At 38.6% G+C, this 17,724-nt stretch carries 33 protein-coding genes and 1 tRNA gene; 1 reads left to right on the plus strand and 33 read right to left on the minus strand.

All coding sequences use genetic code 11. The features are described from left to right. Positions 1-103: 103 nt before the first annotated feature. From IAE51_RS07360 to rpsJ, 33 genes are all read right to left on the minus strand, one after another. Positions 104-331 carry a heavy-metal-associated domain-containing protein gene (locus tag IAE51_RS07360; protein WP_010906294.1) on the minus strand — a complete coding sequence of 76 codons (228 nt, stop codon included), beginning with the start codon at positions 329-331 and terminating at the stop codon, positions 104-106. A gap of 298 nt (positions 332-629) precedes the next feature. Further along, positions 630-797, minus strand: a complete 168-nt coding sequence (locus IAE51_RS12215; RefSeq protein WP_010906295.1) for an isomerase — start codon at positions 795-797, stop codon at positions 630-632. Between the two features lie 90 nt (positions 798-887). Then, positions 888-960, minus strand: a tRNA-Thr gene (locus IAE51_RS07365). 185 nt (positions 961-1,145) lie between these two features. Beyond that, on the minus strand, positions 1,146-1,526 hold the full coding sequence (gene rplQ / locus IAE51_RS07370) for a 50S ribosomal protein L17 (protein WP_003130558.1): 381 nt from the start codon (positions 1,524-1,526) through the stop codon (positions 1,146-1,148). Between the two features lie 18 nt (positions 1,527-1,544). Further along, entirely contained in the window at positions 1,545-2,483 is a 939-nt protein-coding gene (locus IAE51_RS07375) for a DNA-directed RNA polymerase subunit alpha (RefSeq protein WP_003130557.1), read from the minus strand. A 47-nt stretch (positions 2,484-2,530) separates the two neighbouring features. After that, positions 2,531-2,914, minus strand: a complete 384-nt coding sequence (rpsK, locus tag IAE51_RS07380; protein ID WP_010906297.1) for a 30S ribosomal protein S11 — start codon at positions 2,912-2,914, stop codon at positions 2,531-2,533. A gap of 20 nt (positions 2,915-2,934) precedes the next feature. Then, positions 2,935-3,300 (minus strand): 30S ribosomal protein S13, encoded by a 366-nt coding sequence (gene rpsM, locus IAE51_RS07385; protein WP_003130555.1) that lies wholly within the window; start codon positions 3,298-3,300, stop codon positions 2,935-2,937. A 17-nt stretch (positions 3,301-3,317) separates the two neighbouring features. After that, the gene (gene rpmJ, locus IAE51_RS07390) at positions 3,318-3,434 is read right to left on the minus strand and encodes a 50S ribosomal protein L36 (protein ID WP_001808836.1); all 117 of its coding nucleotides are present in this window, start codon (positions 3,432-3,434) and stop codon (positions 3,318-3,320) included. Positions 3,435-3,487: 53 nt separating this feature from the next. Continuing rightward, the gene (infA, locus tag IAE51_RS07395) at positions 3,488-3,706 is read right to left on the minus strand and encodes a translation initiation factor IF-1 (RefSeq protein WP_003130554.1); all 219 of its coding nucleotides are present in this window, start codon (positions 3,704-3,706) and stop codon (positions 3,488-3,490) included. Positions 3,707-4,003: 297 nt separating this feature from the next. After that, entirely contained in the window at positions 4,004-4,651 is a 648-nt protein-coding gene (locus IAE51_RS07400) for an adenylate kinase (protein ID WP_010906298.1), read from the minus strand. Positions 4,652-4,790: 139 nt separating this feature from the next. Further along, positions 4,791-6,110, minus strand: coding sequence for a preprotein translocase subunit SecY (gene secY / locus IAE51_RS07405; RefSeq protein ID WP_003129919.1), 1,320 nt, complete (start codon positions 6,108-6,110; stop codon positions 4,791-4,793). A gap of 77 nt (positions 6,111-6,187) precedes the next feature. Then, on the minus strand, positions 6,188-6,631 hold the full coding sequence (gene rplO / locus IAE51_RS07410; protein WP_003129920.1) for a 50S ribosomal protein L15: 444 nt from the start codon (positions 6,629-6,631) through the stop codon (positions 6,188-6,190). Positions 6,632-6,905: 274 nt separating this feature from the next. Then, positions 6,906-7,085 carry a 50S ribosomal protein L30 gene (rpmD, locus tag IAE51_RS07415; protein WP_003129921.1) on the minus strand — a complete coding sequence of 60 codons (180 nt, stop codon included), beginning with the start codon at positions 7,083-7,085 and terminating at the stop codon, positions 6,906-6,908. Between the two features lie 10 nt (positions 7,086-7,095). After that, positions 7,096-7,602, minus strand: a complete 507-nt coding sequence (rpsE, locus tag IAE51_RS07420; RefSeq protein ID WP_003129922.1) for a 30S ribosomal protein S5 — start codon at positions 7,600-7,602, stop codon at positions 7,096-7,098. A gap of 18 nt (positions 7,603-7,620) precedes the next feature. Next, positions 7,621-7,968, minus strand: a complete 348-nt coding sequence (rplR, locus tag IAE51_RS07425) for a 50S ribosomal protein L18 (RefSeq protein ID WP_003129924.1) — start codon at positions 7,966-7,968, stop codon at positions 7,621-7,623. 215 nt (positions 7,969-8,183) lie between these two features. Then, positions 8,184-8,720, minus strand: a complete 537-nt coding sequence (rplF, locus tag IAE51_RS07430; RefSeq protein ID WP_003129925.1) for a 50S ribosomal protein L6 — start codon at positions 8,718-8,720, stop codon at positions 8,184-8,186. Between the two features lie 216 nt (positions 8,721-8,936). Next, positions 8,937-9,335 carry a 30S ribosomal protein S8 gene (gene rpsH / locus IAE51_RS07435; protein ID WP_003129932.1) on the minus strand — a complete coding sequence of 133 codons (399 nt, stop codon included), beginning with the start codon at positions 9,333-9,335 and terminating at the stop codon, positions 8,937-8,939. A gap of 208 nt (positions 9,336-9,543) precedes the next feature. Next, positions 9,544-10,167, minus strand: coding sequence for a DUF6287 domain-containing protein (locus tag IAE51_RS07440; RefSeq protein ID WP_058206486.1), 624 nt, complete (start codon positions 10,165-10,167; stop codon positions 9,544-9,546). Positions 10,168-10,321: 154 nt separating this feature from the next. Next, entirely contained in the window at positions 10,322-10,507 is a 186-nt protein-coding gene (locus IAE51_RS07445; RefSeq protein ID WP_003129946.1) for a type Z 30S ribosomal protein S14, read from the minus strand. A gap of 18 nt (positions 10,508-10,525) precedes the next feature. Beyond that, entirely contained in the window at positions 10,526-11,068 is a 543-nt protein-coding gene (gene rplE / locus IAE51_RS07450) for a 50S ribosomal protein L5 (protein ID WP_003129948.1), read from the minus strand. 19 nt (positions 11,069-11,087) lie between these two features. Next, a complete protein-coding gene (gene rplX, locus IAE51_RS07455; RefSeq protein WP_003129951.1) occupies positions 11,088-11,393 on the minus strand; it encodes a 50S ribosomal protein L24 in 306 nt (101 codons plus the stop codon). A 134-nt stretch (positions 11,394-11,527) separates the two neighbouring features. After that, complete coding sequence (gene rplN, locus IAE51_RS07460) at positions 11,528-11,896, minus strand: 50S ribosomal protein L14 (protein ID WP_003129953.1); 369 nt, start codon at positions 11,894-11,896, stop codon at positions 11,528-11,530. 22 nt (positions 11,897-11,918) lie between these two features. Further along, positions 11,919-12,179 carry a 30S ribosomal protein S17 gene (gene rpsQ, locus IAE51_RS07465; RefSeq protein ID WP_003129955.1) on the minus strand — a complete coding sequence of 87 codons (261 nt, stop codon included), beginning with the start codon at positions 12,177-12,179 and terminating at the stop codon, positions 11,919-11,921. A 20-nt stretch (positions 12,180-12,199) separates the two neighbouring features. Continuing rightward, positions 12,200-12,409: a 50S ribosomal protein L29 gene (rpmC, locus tag IAE51_RS07470; protein ID WP_003129957.1), complete on the minus strand. Its 210-nt coding sequence runs from the start codon at positions 12,407-12,409 to the stop codon at positions 12,200-12,202. Continuing rightward, positions 12,409-12,822: a 50S ribosomal protein L16 gene (rplP, locus tag IAE51_RS07475; RefSeq protein WP_003129958.1), complete on the minus strand. Its 414-nt coding sequence runs from the start codon at positions 12,820-12,822 to the stop codon at positions 12,409-12,411. Before rplP ends, rpmC begins: the two co-directional genes overlap by 1 nt. 3 nt (positions 12,823-12,825) lie before the next feature. Beyond that, positions 12,826-13,479, minus strand: coding sequence for a 30S ribosomal protein S3 (gene rpsC / locus IAE51_RS07480; protein WP_003129960.1), 654 nt, complete (start codon positions 13,477-13,479; stop codon positions 12,826-12,828). Positions 13,480-13,491: 12 nt separating this feature from the next. Further along, positions 13,492-13,839 carry a 50S ribosomal protein L22 gene (gene rplV, locus IAE51_RS07485; protein ID WP_010906302.1) on the minus strand — a complete coding sequence of 116 codons (348 nt, stop codon included), beginning with the start codon at positions 13,837-13,839 and terminating at the stop codon, positions 13,492-13,494. Positions 13,840-13,854: 15 nt separating this feature from the next. Continuing rightward, entirely contained in the window at positions 13,855-14,133 is a 279-nt protein-coding gene (gene rpsS, locus IAE51_RS07490) for a 30S ribosomal protein S19 (RefSeq protein WP_003129963.1), read from the minus strand. A 159-nt stretch (positions 14,134-14,292) separates the two neighbouring features. Beyond that, positions 14,293-15,123, minus strand: coding sequence for a 50S ribosomal protein L2 (rplB, locus tag IAE51_RS07495; protein ID WP_003129965.1), 831 nt, complete (start codon positions 15,121-15,123; stop codon positions 14,293-14,295). 15 nt (positions 15,124-15,138) lie between these two features. Beyond that, on the minus strand, positions 15,139-15,432 hold the full coding sequence (locus tag IAE51_RS07500; protein WP_003129966.1) for a 50S ribosomal protein L23: 294 nt from the start codon (positions 15,430-15,432) through the stop codon (positions 15,139-15,141). Then, positions 15,432-16,058 carry a 50S ribosomal protein L4 gene (gene rplD, locus IAE51_RS07505; protein ID WP_003129968.1) on the minus strand — a complete coding sequence of 209 codons (627 nt, stop codon included), beginning with the start codon at positions 16,056-16,058 and terminating at the stop codon, positions 15,432-15,434. Before rplD ends, IAE51_RS07500 begins: the two co-directional genes overlap by 1 nt. A gap of 25 nt (positions 16,059-16,083) precedes the next feature. After that, positions 16,084-16,707 (minus strand): 50S ribosomal protein L3, encoded by a 624-nt coding sequence (rplC, locus tag IAE51_RS07510; RefSeq protein WP_003129970.1) that lies wholly within the window; start codon positions 16,705-16,707, stop codon positions 16,084-16,086. A gap of 18 nt (positions 16,708-16,725) precedes the next feature. Continuing rightward, positions 16,726-17,034: a 30S ribosomal protein S10 gene (gene rpsJ / locus IAE51_RS07515; protein ID WP_003129973.1), complete on the minus strand. Its 309-nt coding sequence runs from the start codon at positions 17,032-17,034 to the stop codon at positions 16,726-16,728. 312 nt (positions 17,035-17,346) lie between these two features. Between rpsJ and mscL the strand changes: the two genes are divergently transcribed. Further along, entirely contained in the window at positions 17,347-17,715 is a 369-nt protein-coding gene (gene mscL, locus IAE51_RS07520; protein ID WP_010906303.1) for a large-conductance mechanosensitive channel protein MscL, read from the plus strand. Positions 17,716-17,724 lie beyond the last annotated feature (9 nt).

Below are 17,724 nucleotides of genomic sequence, written 5' to 3' on the forward strand. Positions count from 1 at the left end.
CCGCTGTTTTATTTGATTAAGGATTTTATTCTTTTACCATTTTATCATATTTCAGAGTGTCTGACACGAATCTTAGATAAAAAATAGTTAGCACATCATAGCTTTAAATTTCCGTAACTTTACTCTTTTGGACAACATAGCCAAGTCCCTCAACTTTACTAACTAAGTCAGTAGCAGTTACCTGATTGTCATCAAATTCTGCCTTGACTTTTGAAGCGTTGAACAGCACCTTTGCCATTTCTACTCCATTTGTTGTATTCAAAGCTCCTTCAATCTTAGCCATACATGATGGACAGCTCAATTCATCTAATTTCATTACTATTTTTGACATTTATACTTTCCTCCTGCAATTATGCATCAATATTTATAGTCTTAGTATAATTTTAAAAAGACTATAAAACATTGATTTACATCAAGAAAATATTATTATTTTTGTCCAAAATAGTTTTCATCAGCATTTAATTTCTTCTTAACATTCTGTAGAAATGGTTGGACAAGCCAGTAATATAAGGAAAATGGCTTGCAAAGTAAAAAAAGTCTGCCACTTTTTACCAATATTCAAATTTTGAAAGTACTTTTTGTCTTACGAATATTAATTGTTCCATCAAAGGCAACGAAAATTGCTTTTCTCATTTTTTGTTCACAACTATTCTATGAAAAATTGACATCATCATGTGATTGAAAGTAAGATGAATATCCTCAGCAATTTGCATATCATTAATAGGTGCGTGCATATTATCATCACTCATTTTATTAGGAGCCGTTTTTGTAAAACAAATGTATTTAACCGTGGACATTATTCGCTTTTTAAAGCTTTTAAAGTAAATAAAAAGTCTTATTTATAAAATAAGACTTCTCATATTTAAATATATCTACTGTAAAAAATATGCCATTGAACAGAATCGAACTGTCGACCTTCACCTTACCATGGTGCTGCTCTACCGACTGAGCTACAACGGCTAAAATAAATAAATTGAGTGGCCTGACTAGATTAGAAATTTAATCTAATCAGACAGAGCTAGACTATAAGCAAGGCTGATGCGAAAGAGAGTCAATCACAACTCAACACATGCACCCACAGAAACCCCCGCCAACATCATAACACTCAATTTAGTATTTTATTATTACTTCAAGATTTAATACAATTAAACCAATTCAATGATTGCCATAGGCGCAGCATCACCACGACGTGGTTCTACTTTAAGGATACGAGTGTAACCACCGTTACGTCCTTCGTAGCGTTTAGCAAGGTCGTTGAATAATTTTTGAAGGGCAGTTGGGAAAGTTTCAGTTTCTTCGTTGAAATCTTTAATTGCGATTTCATTACGTACGTAAGCAGCTGCTGCACGACGAGCTGAAAGGTCACCTTTTTTACCAAGCGTAATCATTTTTTCTACTGTACGACGAACTTCTTTAGCGCGAGCTTCAGTTGTAACGATAGTTTCGTTGATGATCAAATCTGTAGTCAAATCACGAAGCATAGCTTTACGTTGTGAAGATGTACGTCCGAGTTTACGATTGCTCATTTGTTTCCTCCTATATTATTATTTTCTTTTTTTAAGGGAAAGTCCCAATTCAGTCAATTTAACTTTGACTTCTTCTACTGATTTGTGACCGAGGTTTTTGACTTTAATCATGTCAGCTTCGCTCATTTCAACAATATCAGCAACAGTGTTAATACCTGCGCGTTTCAAACCATTGTAAGCACGAACTGAGAAGTCCATTTCTTCAATAATTTTATCGAGCACACGTTCTGTTTTAACTTCATCTTTAACAACAAGTGTTTCGGCTTCAGCTGCAACTTCTGAAAGATCAACGAACAAGTTCAAGTGGTCTGTCAAGATTTTAGCTGAGAGTGACAAAGCTTCGTCAGAAACGATAGTACCGTTTGTAGTAATTTCAAGTGTTAATTTATCATAGCTAGAATCTCCACCAACACGGGCAGGTTCTACTTGATAATTTACTTTACTTACTGGTGTGTAAATTGAGTCTACAGCAATTGTGCCAATTGGCGCTCCATCGACTTTATTTTCGTCAGCCGGAACATAGCCGTATCCTTTTTTAACAGTCATTACAGCACGCATTGAGTGACCTTCAGCAATAGAGAACAAGTAATGGTCTTTGTTGACAATTTCAATGTCGCTATCAGTTAAGATATCACCAGCAGTAACATCCATAGGACCAGTTACGTCAAGTTCGATTTGTTTTTCAGACTCTACGTATGATTTGATGGCAATTCCTTTAACCGCAAGAACGATTTGGATGACATCTTCACGTACGCCAGGGATTGTTGCGAATTCGTGTTGAACACCTTCAATTTGAATTGAAGTCACAGCAGCACCAGGAAGTGATGACAAAAGGACGCGACGCAGAGAGTTACCTAAAGTTGTACCATAACCACGTTCAAGTGGTTCAACAACGAATTTACCGTAATTTTCTGATTCGTCAAATTTAGTAATTTTTGGTTTTTCAAACTCAATCATGTATGTTCTCCTCTAAGCGAAAAGTGATTAGTGACAAGAGCAACTAATTATACACGACGACGTTTTGGAGGACGTGCACCATTGTGAGGTACAGGAGTCACATCACTGATAGATGTTACATTAAGACCAGCTGCAGCGAGTGCGCGGATAGCTGATTCGCGACCTGAACCAGGACCTTTAACTGTAACAGATACAGTTTTCAAACCTTGCTCTTGAGCAGCTTTAGCAGCAGCTTCTGAAGCCATTTGAGCGGCGAAAGGTGTAGATTTTTTAGAACCTTTAAATCCAAGTGCACCAGCTGATGACCAAGCAAGGGCGTTACCATGAACGTCTGTGATCATAACGATTGTGTTGTTGAATGTTGATTGGATATGAACAATTCCAGATTCAATATTCTTTTTAACACGACGTTTACGTGTAATTTTTGCCATTTTAACTCCTTTCTATTTAATTATTTTTTCTTACCTGCGATTGATTTAGCAGGACCTTTACGTGTACGAGCGTTGTTCTTAGTGTTTTGTCCACGTGTAGGAAGTCCACGACGGTGACGCATACCACGGTAAGAACCGATTTCCATCAAACGTTTGATGTTAAGTGACACTTCACGACGAAGGTCTCCTTCGAGTTTCAAGCCATCGAGTTCACGACGGATTGCATCTTCTTGATCTGATGTCAAATCTTTTGTACGGATATCTTCTGAGACACCTGCAGCTGCAAGTACTTTTTTAGATGTTTGAAGTCCAACACCGAATACGTATGTTAATGAAATAACAATGCGTTTTTCGTTTGGAATATCAACTCCAGCAAAACGAGCCATATTTTTCTATTTCCTTTCTATCCCTGACGTTGTTTGTGTTTTGGATTGGCAGGGCAAATTACCATTACACGACCGTTACGACGAATAACTTTACAGTATTCGCAGATTGGTTTAACTGATGGTCTTACTTTCATTGTGTCTTCCTTTCTATGGTTACTGTGCATCATGCACTCAATGAATGTCCGGATTACTTAAATCGGTAAGTAATTCGTCCGCGTGTCAAATCGTATGGTGAGAGTTCAACTTGAACCTTGTCTCCAGGCAAGATACGGATATAATTCTTTCGAATTTTTCCTGAAATCGTCGCCAAGACTTGGTGACCATTTTCGAGTTCAACCGTGAACATCGCATTCGGCATGGTGTCAACGACTTTGCCGTCTACTTCAATTACATCATCTTTTGCCAAGCAAAAGTACCTCCTTAGAAATTTCCCGAAAGATATATACTATATATATCTAAAAAGTCGGACTTATGTATTTTAGCATTTTTCAGCAACAAATGCAAGTCTTTCTTTCAGAAAAGCCTTTATTTTTCTAGCTTGAGTACATGTTTAATTTATTACTCGCTTTCAAAGCTGTTCATGGCAATGTTTTCGGGTGTTTCATTTTTTATAATTTTACTGACAGAGAGCTTGTCAGTAAAATTTTGTATTCTAATCTTGCTATTTTACTAAAAAAACCTCTGACAGAGGTTTTTATTTTTATTATCCTAAAACTTTTTTAATATCTTCTGTTACTTGGCTAATTTCTTGTTCACCTTCAATGTTTTTAACAAGTCCAAGTTCAGTGTAGTGTTCAATAATTGGAGCTGATTCTTTAATATTGACATCCAAACGATTTTTAACTGTTTCTGGAACATCATCCGCACGTTGATAAAGGTCATGACTACCACAAACGTCACAAACACCTTCAACTTTAGTTGGATTGAAGATTTTATGATAAGTTGCTCCACAGTTACGGCAGATGTAACGGCCACTTAAACGGTCAACCAAAATATCTGGGTTAACAACGATATTTACAACGGCATCAAGTTTAATTCCGAGTTCTTCAAGCATTGTATCAAGTGCATGAGCTTGGTCAATCGTACGTGGATATCCATCAAGCAAGAAGCCTGAAGCTTTGATATCATCTTGTGCTAAACGTTCTTTAACAATTCCGTTCGTTACTTCATCAGGTACGAGTTCACCTTTATCGATGAAAGATTTAGCAAGTTTACCCATTTCAGTTTCGTTTTTCATTGCGGCACGGAACATGTCACCTGTTGAAATGTGATTTACTCCATAATTTTTAACGATGAACTCAGCTTGAGTTCCTTTACCAGCTCCTGGAAGTCCCATGATTAATAAATTCATTTTGTTTTCTCCTGATTTTAATTTATAAATTACTGACAGAACTGTCAGTAAATTGCAGATGTTCTCTGTGATTTTACCTACACTATTTTAGCGTATTTTTGCTAAAAAATAAAGAAAAACCTTGTCTAATGACAAGATTTTATTTTGTTTCAAGTGGATTATCCATAAATCCTGCATATTTACGTTTGAGTAAATATCCTTCAAGTTGTTTCACTGCTTGTATAGCAACTTGAATCAAGATTAAGAGTGATGTTCCTCCAAGAGCGACAATTTTTGGAAGTCCCCAAACGTTTTGGGCGGCAATTGGAATGATTGAAATCAAACCAAGGAAGAGCGCACCTACCGTTGCAAGACGCATTAAGAGACGTGATACATACTTTTCGGTTCCTTTACCCGGACGAACAGATGGAATGTAAGAGCCTTGTTTTTGAAGGTTTTCAGCCATCTTTTCAGGATTGACCTGAACGAATGAGTAGAAGAATGTAAAGAGCACAATCAATAATGCGTAGAAGAGCATTCCTGTCCAAGTCGTATATGACAAGGCGTCTTGTAAAGTTGACAACCAACCTACATTACTTCCTTGCGAACGTTGCAAGAATTGCAAAATCGTAGCTGGAGCAGTTGTAATTGAACCAGCAAAGATAACTGGGATAACCCCAGCTGGATTGACACGAAGTGGCAAATAAGAACTTGTTGGTGCACCTTGAGTCAATTTAGTATATTGAATAGGTACTTTACGTTCTGCTTGTTGAACAAAAGTTGTTACATAAATAATGATAATTGCTGACAATACTAGACCAATGACAAATAACCAAGACATTGGAATTTCTGAAGGTCGAACGTTTAAGAATTTTTCATCATAAACAGATTTGACCGCCGATGGGATACTAGATACAATCCCAGCAAAGATAATTACTGAAACACCTGAACCAAATCCTTTTTCATTAATTTGTTCACCCATCCAAGTGACAACCATTGAACCAGTGGTCAAAATTGCACCAATCATCAAATAGCTTTGCCAATTTGGATTTTGCACAATATTTAACGAGCTCATGGCTTGGAAACCAGCAGTAATCCCGATAGATTGTGCCATAGCAAGCACTAAGGTAATGTAACGTGTCGCTTGATTCAGTTTACGACGTCCAATTTCCCCTTGTTTTGACCACTCAACAAATTTTGGTAAAATATCCATTTGCAACAATTGAACAATGATTGAAGCAGTAATATAAGGCGAAACCCCCATTGCAAAAAGTGAATAGTTTTGCATTGCATTACCAGAAACCAAGTTCATCATGTTCAAGAAAGGAAGATTACTTACTTCTGTCAAGTTTTGAACGTTGACGCCAGGTACCGTAATATGGGCACCTAAGCGGAAAACAAAAAGGATGAAAATCGTAAAGAGAATTCTTGCTCGGACGTCCTTGACCTTAAAGGCTTCCTTAAGCGTCTTAAAAAACATAAAATCTCCTTAAAGCGTTTTAATTGTAAATAGACAATAAGCGGTTGAAAATTCAACCGCCAATTGTAGTGTAAAAATTAAGCTTCTTCTACAGAACCACCAGCAGCTTCGATTGCAGCTTTAGCAGCAGCAGATACTTTAGCAACTTTAACTGTAAGTTTTTTAGCTGTCAATTCACCGTTAGCAAGAACTTTAACACCTGATTTAACGTCCTTGATGATTTTAGCAGCTACAAGAGTTTCAGCTGAAACAGTTGCTCCATCTTCAAGACGGTTCAAAGTTTCAAGGTTGACAATAGCGTATTCTTTACGGTTAACATTCAAGAAACCACGTTTTGGCATGCGACGGAACAATTCTGTTTGTCCACCTTCAAAACCAGGACGTACTCCACCACCTGAACGAGATTTTTGACCTTTTTGTCCACGTCCAGATGTTTTACCGTTACCTGATGATGTACCACGACCTACGCGATTACGTACTTTACGACTGCCTTCAGCAGCTTTCAATGAATGAAGTTCCATTTTTTTCTCCTTATTTTGTACCTTGCTGTCGCCTATTTTCCATGAAAGGAACGTGAAAAATAAACTCGCCGATACGTTAATATATTTATTTGCCTGATATCAGACTTCTATTATTTTACTATTTTTCGATTGGAATTACAAGCCATTTCGTCGTTTGCAAATATATTTTATTATTCTAAAAAATAGCAAATAATCTTTTTTAAAGTACTCTAGATTTCTGTCAGTAAAAAAACAATCCTGTCAGTAAAGACAGAATTGTTTTTTTTAATATTAATTATGCTTCTTCAACTTTTACCAAGTGAGAAATAGAGTTTACCATACCAAGAATAGCAGGTGAACCTTCTTTTACTACTGAGCTGTTGAGTTTACCAAGACCGAGTGCTTTAACAGTTTTGCGTTGAGCAGGGATACGGCCGATTGGTGAGTTTACCAATGTAATTTTAATTTGAGCCATTTTTTCCTCCTTAGGCGAAATCTGATACAGATTTACCGCGTAATGCAGCAACTTCTTCAGCACGTTTCAATTGATTCAATCCATCAACAGTTGCACGAACAACGTTGATTGGTGTGTTTGAACCAAGTGATTTTGATGTTACGTCAGCAACACCAGCGAGTTCGAGGACGGCACGAACGGCACCACCTGCGGCAACTCCAGCACCTTCTACAGCTGGTTTAAGGAGGATTTTGCCACCACCGAAGACACCAAGTGCTTCGTGAGGAAGTGTAGTACCTACCATAGGAACTGTAATAAGGTTTTTCTTAGCTGCTTCGATTGCTTTACGGATAGCTTCAGGAACTTCTTGAGCTTTACCAGTACCGAAACCTACGCGACCGTTACGGTCACCAACAACAACAAGTGCTGCAAAGCGAAGACGACGTCCACCTTTAACAACTTTAGTAACGCGGTTAATTGAAACTACGCGTTCTTCAAATTCGCTTTGTTCGCGATCATTTCTTCTGTTTTCTGCCATGTTTAATTACCCCTTTCCTTAGAATTTCAATCCAGCTTCACGAGCTGCTGTAGCGAGTGCTGCAACACGTCCGTGATAGAGGTAACCACCGCGGTCGAAGACAACTTCTTCAACGCCTTTAGCTTTTGCAGCTTCAGCAACGAGTTTACCAACTTCTGCGGCTTGTTCAGTTTTAGTACCAGTCAATTTAAGTGATGAAGCTGATGCAAGTGTTGTACCAGTTACGTCATCAATGACTTGTGCATAAATGTTTGTGTTTGAACGGAAAACGTTCAAACGTGGAGTTTCAGATGTTCCTGAAATTTTACCGCGTACACGTGTGTGACGTTTTTGGCGGAGTTTGTTTTTATCTGGTTTAGAAATCACAATTCTACCTCTATATTATTTTAAATTTCGATAGTTTTTGCCATCGATTTTCTTGCTGACAGTATTACTAGAATGCTGTCAGCAAGCGGGGAGTTTTTGTCTGTCTAACAAAGTTAGCATTGACAAAATACTGGCAATTTGACAAGTCAAACCACCAATTACGGATAACATTTTTTGCTAAATAAATGTTCAAGTGAACATTATTTTGACAAAAATTATTTACCAGTTTTACCTTCTTTACGACGAACGTATTCACCAACGTAACGGATCCCTTTACCTTTATAAGGTTCTGGAGAACGACGGCTACGGATGTAAGCTGCTGTTTGACCAACGGCTTCTTTGCTGATACCTTCAACAACGATAGAAGTTGGAGTTGCAACAACAAATTTGATGTTTTCTGGTGCTTCAACTTCGTCTTGGTGAGATTTACCAACTGACAATACAAGTTTAGTTCCTTGTAATTGTGCACGGTACCCAACCCCGATCATTTCAAGTGCTTTAGAGAAACCAGTTGAAACACCTTCTACCATGTTAGCAAGAAGGGCACGAGTAGTTCCGTGGAGCATTTTCATTTCTTTAGTGTCGTTTGGACGTTTTACAGTGATTTCGTTTTCAGCGATATCAAGTGTGATGTTTTCGTTGAATGAACGAACGAGTTCACCTTTAGGTCCTTTGACAGTGACAGTTGCACCGTTTACTTCTACAGATACGCCTGCAGGGATAACGATGACTTTGTTACCAATACGTGACATTTTTTTCTCCTGTTAAATTATCAGATTTAATTCAATCTGTTTTCACGGGTTTTAAATCAAAATTTGATTTAAAAGAACTTTTATTTTACTGACAGGCATAAAAATATTTCTGTCAGTAATTTTGACTTACGAAAAATTCGCTCGTCAGTTTAATATCATCAAAAGTCGATATTAAACATTTAGATCAACTCCATCAATGAAGTCTCTCCGAACTAATTACCAGATGTAGGCAATTACTTCACCACCAACATTTGTTTCACGAGCAACTTTATCAGTTACTACACCAGTAGATGTTGAGATGATTGCTGTACCAAGTCCGTTAAGAACTTTAGGAACATCATCAGATTTCACGTAAACACGAAGACCTGGTTTTGAAATACGTTTCAAGTTAGTGATAACTTTTTCACCGTTTTTACCGTATTTAAGGAAAACGCGGATTACGCCTTGTTTGTTATCTTCAACGTATTCAACGTCTTTCACGTAACCTTCAGCTTTGAGGATTTCAGCGATTTGACGTTTGATTTTTGATGCAGGTGCTTCAACAACATCGAATTTACGCATGTTACCATTACGAATACGAGTCAAGAAATCTGCGATTGGGTCAGTCATTACCATAGTGTAATTTCTCCTTATTTGTAGTTTGGGCTTGTTCAAATCCCACTTTCAAATTAATGAGGTCTTTTTCATAAAAAGACCGAACTTAATTAGTATAGCAGAAGTTCCGCACCATGTCAACACTTTTCTTTACAATGTTTTCGGGTGTGTCATGGTTTTTCTATAAAAAAATACTGACAGAATTTCTGTCAGCAACTTTCATCCTGGCTTACGAATTCGGACTTGTTGTATCATTACTTATCTTGTAAAAAAATGACGTTGGGTTAGTATCAAATATTTCCATACCCTCATCATTTGAAGTTATTGCAAATCTATCTTTTGTCCTATCTGTTTTATCCGTTTGTGAAGAGTTTGAAAAAGTTGGCGAGCTGTTAGCCGCAGCAAACATGAACCCCATGTATTTCCCAAGATTCACAGCACCGGCCATAATAATCCCATTCTTTGATTGTGGTCCAGATATAACTCTTTGATATTCTGAACTAAAAATGATGGTACCATTTTTCAGAACAGCTTTACCACCTCCGTCAGTAGTTTGCCATGTTCCGTTTAAAGAAGAATAGTCACCTGCAAGAATTTGTGAACTATTAGCAGCCTCATACTGACTAGTTGAACTTGGACTTATGTCCGAACTTGAACTCGTACTTATACTTGAAGATTGTGAACTACTGCTTGGGAGACTTTCCTTATTTTTTATACTTTGTGACGAACTAGTATGCTCAGCTTTTTCACTTTCTTTACTTCCGCTACCGCAAGCTGTTAAAGTCGCTAAAGCTCCTAAAAAAATTACAGAAACTGTTGCATATCTTTTAATTTTAACAAATATCTTTTCCATAAATTTCTCCTATTCTTTAGCTATTATAGCAAATTATTACATTTATTTCACTATTTTCGAAAACGCTCCCATCTCATAGAATTCTAAGATACAAAAAAAATTACTGACAGAAATTCTGTCAGTAATTTTTATTCGTTACACGATAATTAACAAATTACCATGAAGCTTTTTTAACGCCTGGCAATTGACCTTTGTAAGCCAATTCGCGAAGACAGATACGGCAAAGTTTAAATTTGCGGTAAACTGAATGTGGACGTCCGCAACGTTCGCAACGAGTATAAGCTTGTGTTGAGAATTTTGCAGGGCGTTGGTTTTTAACAACCATAGATTTCTTAGCCATTTATGTATTCTCCCTATCTTATTTAGCGAACGGCATGCCGAGTTTAGCAAGCAATTCACGTGATTCTTCGTCAGTGTTAGCAGTTGTTACGATAACAATATCCATACCACGAACTTTATCAACATCATCATAGTTGATTTCTGGGAAAATCAATTGTTCTTTCACACCAAGTGTGTAGTTACCGCGACCGTCAAACGCTTTGTTTGAAACACCGTGGAAGTCACGTACACGTGGGAGTGAAACAGTAACCAATTTGTCCAAGAATTCGAACATACGTTCGCCACGAAGAGTTACTTTCGCACCGATTGGCATACCTTCACGAAGACGGAAAGCAGCAACTGATTTTTTAGCTTTAGTAATCAATGGTTTTTGACCAGAGATCAAAGCCAATTCAGCAACAGCTTTATCAAGGTTTTTAGAGTTGTTTACAGCATCTCCAACACCCATGTTGATAACGATTTTATCAACTTTTGGTACAGCCATGATTGAAGTGTAATTGAATTGTTCAGTCAACGCTGGTACTACTTCGTTAGTATATTTTTCTTTCAAACGATTAGTCATATTATTTCTCCTTTCCGCCTTAGTCTAAAATTTCGCCAGATTTTTTGTTGAAACGAACTTTTTTATCGTCAACAACTTTGTAACCTACACGACCAGCAACACCATTTTTGTCGAGCACTTGTACGTTAGAAACGTGGATAGGAGCTTCGATTTCAAGAATAGCACCACTTGGGTTTTCTGAGTTTGGTTTTTGGTGTTTCTTCATGATAGCAACACCTTCAACGACAACTTTATTTACTTTTGGCAAAGCTTTGATTACTTTACCAGTAGTACCGCGGTCTTTACCTGCGATAACTTTAACTGTATCACCAGTTTTTACAAACATGTTTAATTCCTTTCTTACGCCCGATGGGCACCCTAATATTTTGTTACTAGGGGACTATTCTGTTAATAATAACAGTAAAATATGATTCTGTCAAAAAAATTTTTCCGACAAAACCATATCTCTATAATGCTTGATTAGAGTACTTCTGGAGCAAGTGAAACGATCTTCATGTAGCCACCTTCGCGGAGTTCGCGGGCAACTGGGCCAAAGATACGTGTTCCGCGAGGAGTTTTATCGTCACGGATGAGCACTGCTGCATTTTCATCAAATTTGATGTATGAACCGTCAGGACGTTTCGCACCAGATTTAGTACGAACGATGACTGCTTTCACAACTTCACCTTTTTTAACTGCTCCACCAGGGGCAGCTGATTTAACTGTAGCTACAACGATATCACCGATACCAGCGAACTTACGTGATGAACCACCGAGAACACGGATAGTCAAAAGTTCTTTAGCACCTGAGTTATCTGCAACTTTCAAACGAGATTCTGTTTGAATCATGCTATATTCCTCCTAGTTTTGCTTAGATAATAACTGCTTCTTCAACGATTTCTACAAGACGGAAATGTTTGTCTTTAGACAAAGGACGAGTTTCCATGATACGAACGATGTCGCCAGTTTTTGCAGAGTTGTTTTCGTCGTGAGCTTTATATTTTTTAGAATAGTTAATGCGTTTACCATAGACAGGGTGGTTACGCTTAGTTTCTACGACAACTGTGATAGTTTTATCCATTTTGTCTGAAACCACGCGGCCTTGATAAACTTTACGTTGTTTGCGTTCCATTTATAGTTTCTCCTGACCTATTATTTGTTCAATTCAGCTTGCACAGTTTTTACACGTGCAATAGTTTTCTTGACTTCATCAAGCTTAGCTGTGTTTTCGAGACGACCAGCAGCAGCTTGGAAACGAAGATCAAACAATTCTTTCTTCAATTCAGCTTCACGAGTTGTCAATTCTTCAACTGACAAAGCGCGCAAATCTTTAAGAAGTGATTTAGTTTCGCTCAATTTCATTACGCTTCACCTCGTTTCACAAATTTAGTTTTAACAGGAAGTTTGTGTGAAGCAAGACGCAATGCTTCGCGTGCAGTTGCTTCATCAACGCCGCCCAATTCAAACATGACAACGCCACGTTTAACTGGAGCAACCCAACCTTCAGGAGCACCTTTCCCTGAACCCATACGCACACCAATAGCTTTGGCTGTGTATGATTTGTGAGGGAAAATTTTAATCCAAACTTGACCGTTACGTTTCATGTAACGAGTCATAGCAATACGAGCTGCTTCGATTTGGCGGTTAGTAATCCAGTGAGATGTAGTCGCTTGAAGACCATATTCACCGAAAGAAATAGTATCGCCACCTTTAGCATAACCACGCATTTTACCGCGGAATTCACGACGGTGTTTTACACGTTTTGGTACTAACATGGATTATTTTTCTCCTTTCACAGATTTTTTAGTAGGGAGAACTTCACCACGGTAGATCCAAACTTTAACGCCGAGTTTACCATAAGTTGTGTCTGCTTCTTCCCAAGCGTAGTCGATGTCCGCACGGAGTGTGTGGAGTGGAACTGTACCTTCTGAATATCCTTCAGCACGGGCAATATCAGCACCATTCAAACGACCAGAAACTTGAGTTTTGATCCCTTTTGCACCAGCGCGCATTGCACGTTGGATTGCTTGTTTTTGAGCACGACGGAAAGCAATACGTGCTTCAAGTTGTTTAGCAATTCCTTCACCAACAAGATGAGCGTCCAAATCAGGTTTTTTGATTTCAACGATGTTGATGTGAACTTGTTTACCAGTAAGTTTGTTGAGTTCTGCGCGGAGTGCATCAACGTTAGCTCCTGATTTACCGATAACCATACCTGGTTTAGCAGTGTGCAAAGTTACGATAACTTTGTTAATTGCACGTTCAGTTTCAATCAATGATACTGAAGCATCAGCAAGTTTAGTTTGGATAAGTTGACGAATTGCCAAGTCTTCGTGAAGGTAATCCGCATATTCTTTTTCAGCATACCATTTGGCATCCCAATCGCGAATAACGCCAACACGCATTCCTATTGGATGTACTTTTTGACCCACGTTTTTACCTCCTTATTCTTTCTCAGCTACAACTACAGTGATGTGAGCTGTGCGTTTGTTAATTGGTGAAGCTGAACCTTTGGCACGTGGACGGAAACGTTTCATTGTTGGACCTTCATTAATAAATGTTTCGCTTACTACCAAGTTAGCTTTTTCAAGACCAAAGTTATTTTCTGCATTAGCGATAGCACTATTAAGTACGTTTTCAACTTCTACAGCAGCTTTAGTCGGTGTAAATTTCAAGATTGCAATTGCATCTGCAACACGTTTCCCGCGGATAAGATCGATAACAAGACGAGTCTTACGAGGTGAAACGCGAACTGTTTTTGCAGTTGCTTTAGCTGAAGTAATTTCTGCCATTTTTTTCTCCTCCTATTAGCGACGTGTTTTCTTGTCGTCAGCAGCGTGACCACGATAAGTACGAGTTGGTGCGAATTCACCAAGTTTGTGTCCAACCATATCTTCTTGAACGTAAACTGGTACGTGTTTGCGACCATCGTAAACAGCAATTGTAAGTCCTACAAAGTTCGGGAAGATTGTAGAACGGCGTGACCAAGTTTTGATCACAGATTTTCTTTCGGCGTTGACTTGAGCTTCAACTTTTTTCATCAAATGCTCATCGACGAAAGGTCCTTTTTTAAGACTACGACCCATTTTGCGAGTTTCTCCTTTAAATATTTGTACCACTACCGCTACTAAGGCGGAGTTGGCGGAATTTATAGATGCACTTTCGACATCTCATTAAATTTGACAATAAGTTTTATCAAATTTAACAAGACGCCGAGAAGGCTCTTGTGAAAATAAAGCGACTTATTAGTCGTTGATACGACGAACGATAAGTTTGCTTGATTTTGCTTTCTTGTTGCGAGTCTTGAGACCAAGAGCTGGTTTACCCCATGGAGTCATTGGAGACTTGCGACCAACTGGTTGACGACCTTCACCACCACCGTGTGGGTGATCGTTAGGGTTCATTACAGAACCACGTACTGTTGGGCGGATACCCATGTGACGTGTACGTCCTGCTTTACCAAGGTTGATTAAGCTTTGTTGTTCATTACCTACAACACCGATTGTAGCACGGCAAGTTGAAAGGATCATACGAACTTCGCCTGATTGAAGACGAACGAGTGTATATTTACCTTCTGAACCGAGTACTTGAGCTGAAGCACCAGCTGAACGAACCAATTGTCCGCCTTTACCAGGTTTCAATTCAATGTTGTGGATCAATGTACCAACTGGAATGTTAGCAAGTGGCAATGCGTTACCAACTTTGATGTCGGCTTCAGGGCCAGATACAACTGTCATTCCAACTTCAAGGCCTTTAGGAGCCAAGATGTATGATTTAACACCGTTAGAGTAAACGATCAATGCGATGTTTGCAGTACGGTTTGGATCGTATTCAATTGTAGCAACTTTAGCAACAACGTTGTCAGTTGTACGTTTGAAGTCGATTACACGATATTTACGTTTGTGACCACCACCGTGGTGACGAACTGTGATACGACCAGTGTTATTACGACCAGCTGTTTTGCTCATGCTTACAAGCAAGCTCTTTTCAGGAGTACTTGTAGTGATTTCAGCGAAGTCGCTACCAGTCATGTTACGGCGACCGTTTGTGGTAGGTTTGTAAACTTTAATTCCCACGATTTTCCTCCTCTATTATTCTGCGTCTTCGCCGAAGATTTCGATTGTTTTAGAATCTTCAGTCAAAGTAACGATAGCTTTTTTGTAGCCTGATTTAGTACCAGTGTATTTACCAACTCGTTTAGATTTTGGTTTAACGCTGATAGTATTTACTGAGGCAACTTTTACACCAAAGACAGCTTCAACAGCTTGTTTGATGAGAAGTTTATGCGCACGTGAATCTACCTCGAAAGTATATTTCTTTTGATCCATTGCAGCCATAGAAGCTTCAGTAATGATAGGTTTACGGATGATATCATAAAGTGACATTATGCAAGAACCTCCTCAATTTGTGTCAATGCTGATTGAACCACAAGGAGTTTGTCAGCAGAAACGATGTCAAGTACAGATGCTGAATTAGCAGTTGTAACTTTCACGTTTGCAAGATTACGTGCAGAGAGTTCTGCAAATTCGTTACCTTCGTTTGGAAGAACCACAAGAACTTTACGTTCGATTGAAAGTGCTGAGATTACTTTTGCAAATTCAGCAGTTTTAGGAGCTGTAAAGTCAAGTGTGTCAACAGCGATTAATTTACCATCAGCAACTTTTGTTGAGTAAACTGATTTAAGCGCCAATTGACGAACTTTTTGTGGAAGTTTGTAAGCGTAGCTACGTGGGTTTGGACCGAAGACAGTACCACCACCACGCCATTGTGGAGAGCGGGTAGAACCTTGACGGGCACGACCTGTACCTTTTTGACGCCATGGTTTTTTACCACCACCAGACACAGCAGAACGATTTTTGTGTGCGTGTGTTCCTTGGCGAAGGCTAGCGCGTTGTGAGATTACAACGTCGAATACGACTGATTCGTTTGGTTCGATACCAAATACTGAGTCGTTAAGTGTAACTTCACCAGCTTGTGAACCATCTTGTTTAAATAATGATACTTTTGCCATTATAGATTTCTATCTCCTTTCCTTCTTATTTAGCTTTGATTGCTGATTTAACAACAATCAATGATTTCTTAGCACCTGGGACATTACCTTTTACAAGGATAACGTTCTTTTCAGGAAGCACTTGTGCGATAACAAGGTTTTGTACAGTAACGCGTTTGTTACCCATACGTCCAGCAAGTTTTTTACCTTTTGGAACTTTGTTAGCTGCAACAGGACCCATTGAACCAGGACGACGGTGGTAACGTGAACCGTGGGCCATAGGACCACGTGATTGACCATGACGTTTGATTGGGCCTTGGAAACCTTTACCTTTAGAAGTTCCGGTAACATCAACAACATCTCCGGCTGCAAATGTATCAACAGTGATTTCTGCTCCTACTTCAGCGCCTTCGAGTCCTTTGAATTCACGAACGAAGCGCTTAGGAGTCGTATTAGCTTTAGCAGCATGACCTTTGGCAGGTTTGTTGGTCAAAACTTCACGAAGTGTATCGAAACCAACTTGAGTTGCTTCGTAACCATCTGTTTCAACAGATTTTACTTGAAGAACTGTGTTAGGAGTCGCTTCGATCACAGTAACAGGAATTAATTCACCGTTTTCTGTGAAGATTTGAGTCATTCCCACTTTTTTCCCTAAGATTCCTTTTGACATGAGAATTACCTTTCTTAATTAGAGTTTAATTTCGATGTTTACACCACTTGGCAAATCGAGTTTCATAAGTGAATCAACAGTTTTTTGTGTTGGTTCGATGATGTCGATCAAGCGTTTGTGTGTACGCATTTCGAATTGTTCGCGTGAGTCTTTGTATTTGTGAGTCGCGCGGATAACAGTGTAGACGCTACGGTCAGTTGGAAGTGGAATTGGACCACTTACTTCTGCGTTTGTACGTTTAGCAGTTTCTACGATTTTTTCTGCAGCTGCATCAAGGATACGATGTTCGTATGCTTTTAAGCGAATGCGAATTTTTTTAGTTGCCATTTTTTCTCCTCTCGTCTATTGTATTCAATAGGCTAGCTCCACGGGAAAACCGACACGTTAGGTATGGCAATACCTTCGGGTGTGTCGCAACCTCTCGTTTCGTCGCTACATACTGTTTTTAACAGCACTTGTCTATTCTATCAAAGGAGATGTGGCTTGTCAAGGACTTTTTAGACTTTTTTTCATTCTTTCTAAATCTTTTTGGGGAATGAAGGAATTTACTTGAAATGACAAGAAAGCTTACTTTGTCATCTTTAAACTTTTTGGTATAATTTGTTTGAAGGATTTATAAACTATTATATAGGAGGATTTATGTTAAAGGAATTTAAAAACTTTATTTTACGTGGGAACGTATTGGACTTAGCCGTTGGGGTTATCATCGGGGCAGCTTTTACTGCTTTAGTTAAATCTTTAGTTGATAACTTGATTAATCCGTTAATCGGAATGTTTGTTCAAAGTACTGCTCTTGCTCATTTGTCAGTAACTGTTGGAAAAACAAAATTCACTTACGGTGCTTTCTTAAATGATGTCATTAATTTCATCATTACAGCCTTTGTTATTTTCATTCTTATCAAATTCATCAACAAACTCTTCCCTAAAAAAGAAGAAACTGTCGAAGAACAAAAAAACGAAGAATTGGAAACTCTCCAAGAAATTCGCGATTTATTGAAAAAACAATAAAAAAATTAC

The sequence above is a fragment of the Lactococcus sp. S64 genome, assembly GCF_016516525.1.
Lineage (GTDB): Bacteria > Bacillota > Bacilli > Lactobacillales > Streptococcaceae > Lactococcus > Lactococcus lactis.

Coding starts and splice junctions, on each gene's coding strand:
- rplN (WP_003129953.1), bottom strand. CDS start 11,896: ATGATTCAAACAGAATCTCGTTTGAAAGTTGCAGATAACTCAGGTGCT.
- rpsK (WP_010906297.1), bottom strand. CDS start 2,914: ATGGCAAAAATTACACGTAAACGTCGTGTTAAAAAGAATATTGAATCT.
- rpsQ (WP_003129955.1), bottom strand. CDS start 12,179: ATGGAACGCAAACAACGTAAAGTTTATCAAGGCCGCGTGGTTTCAGAC.
- rplX (WP_003129951.1), bottom strand. CDS start 11,393: ATGTTTGTAAAAACTGGTGATACAGTTAAAGTTATCGCAGGTAAAGAC.
- rpmJ (WP_001808836.1), bottom strand. CDS start 3,434: ATGAAAGTAAGACCATCAGTTAAACCAATCTGCGAATACTGTAAAGTT.
- rpsM (WP_003130555.1), bottom strand. CDS start 3,300: ATGGCTCGTTTTGCTGGAGTTGATATTCCAAACGAAAAACGCATTGTT.
- rplQ (WP_003130558.1), bottom strand. CDS start 1,526: ATGAGCAATCGTAAACTCGGACGTACATCTTCACAACGTAAAGCTATG.
- IAE51_RS07400 (WP_010906298.1), bottom strand. CDS start 4,651: ATGAATTTATTAATCATGGGACTTCCAGGAGCTGGTAAAGGAACTCAA.
- rpmC (WP_003129957.1), bottom strand. CDS start 12,409: ATGAAATTGAGCGAAACTAAATCACTTCTTAAAGATTTGCGCGCTTTG.
- secY (WP_003129919.1), bottom strand. CDS start 6,110: ATGTTTTTTAAGACGCTTAAGGAAGCCTTTAAGGTCAAGGACGTCCGA.
- rplV (WP_010906302.1), bottom strand. CDS start 13,839: ATGGCAGAAATTACTTCAGCTAAAGCAACTGCAAAAACAGTTCGCGTT.
- rplP (WP_003129958.1), bottom strand. CDS start 12,822: ATGTTAGTACCAAAACGTGTAAAACACCGTCGTGAATTCCGCGGTAAA.
- IAE51_RS07360 (WP_010906294.1), bottom strand. CDS start 331: ATGTCAAAAATAGTAATGAAATTAGATGAATTGAGCTGTCCATCATGT.
- rpsJ (WP_003129973.1), bottom strand. CDS start 17,034: ATGGCAACTAAAAAAATTCGCATTCGCTTAAAAGCATACGAACATCGT.
- rpsS (WP_003129963.1), bottom strand. CDS start 14,133: ATGGGTCGTAGTCTTAAAAAAGGACCTTTCGTCGATGAGCATTTGATG.
- IAE51_RS07445 (WP_003129946.1), bottom strand. CDS start 10,507: ATGGCTAAGAAATCTATGGTTGTTAAAAACCAACGCCCTGCAAAATTC.
- mscL (WP_010906303.1), top strand. CDS start 17,347: ATGTTAAAGGAATTTAAAAACTTTATTTTACGTGGGAACGTATTGGAC.
- rplO (WP_003129920.1), bottom strand. CDS start 6,631: ATGGAACTTCATTCATTGAAAGCTGCTGAAGGCAGTCGTAAAGTACGT.
- IAE51_RS12215 (WP_010906295.1), bottom strand. CDS start 797: ATGTCCACGGTTAAATACATTTGTTTTACAAAAACGGCTCCTAATAAA.
- rplF (WP_003129925.1), bottom strand. CDS start 8,720: ATGTCACGTATTGGTAACAAAGTCATCGTTATCCCTGCAGGCGTATCT.
- rplD (WP_003129968.1), bottom strand. CDS start 16,058: ATGGCAAAAGTATCATTATTTAAACAAGATGGTTCACAAGCTGGTGAA.
- rplC (WP_003129970.1), bottom strand. CDS start 16,707: ATGTCAAAAGGAATCTTAGGGAAAAAAGTGGGAATGACTCAAATCTTC.
- rplE (WP_003129948.1), bottom strand. CDS start 11,068: ATGACTAATCGTTTGAAAGAAAAATATACTAACGAAGTAGTACCAGCG.
- rpsE (WP_003129922.1), bottom strand. CDS start 7,602: ATGGCAGAAAACAGAAGAAATGATCGCGAACAAAGCGAATTTGAAGAA.
- IAE51_RS07500 (WP_003129966.1), bottom strand. CDS start 15,432: ATGTCACTTTATGATATCATCCGTAAACCTATCATTACTGAAGCTTCT.
- IAE51_RS07440 (WP_058206486.1), bottom strand. CDS start 10,167: ATGGAAAAGATATTTGTTAAAATTAAAAGATATGCAACAGTTTCTGTA.
- rpsH (WP_003129932.1), bottom strand. CDS start 9,335: ATGGTAATGACTGACCCAATCGCAGATTTCTTGACTCGTATTCGTAAT.
- rpmD (WP_003129921.1), bottom strand. CDS start 7,085: ATGGCTCAAATTAAAATTACATTGGTAAACTCACCAATCGGCCGTATC.
- IAE51_RS07375 (WP_003130557.1), bottom strand. CDS start 2,483: ATGATTGAGTTTGAAAAACCAAAAATTACTAAATTTGACGAATCAGAA.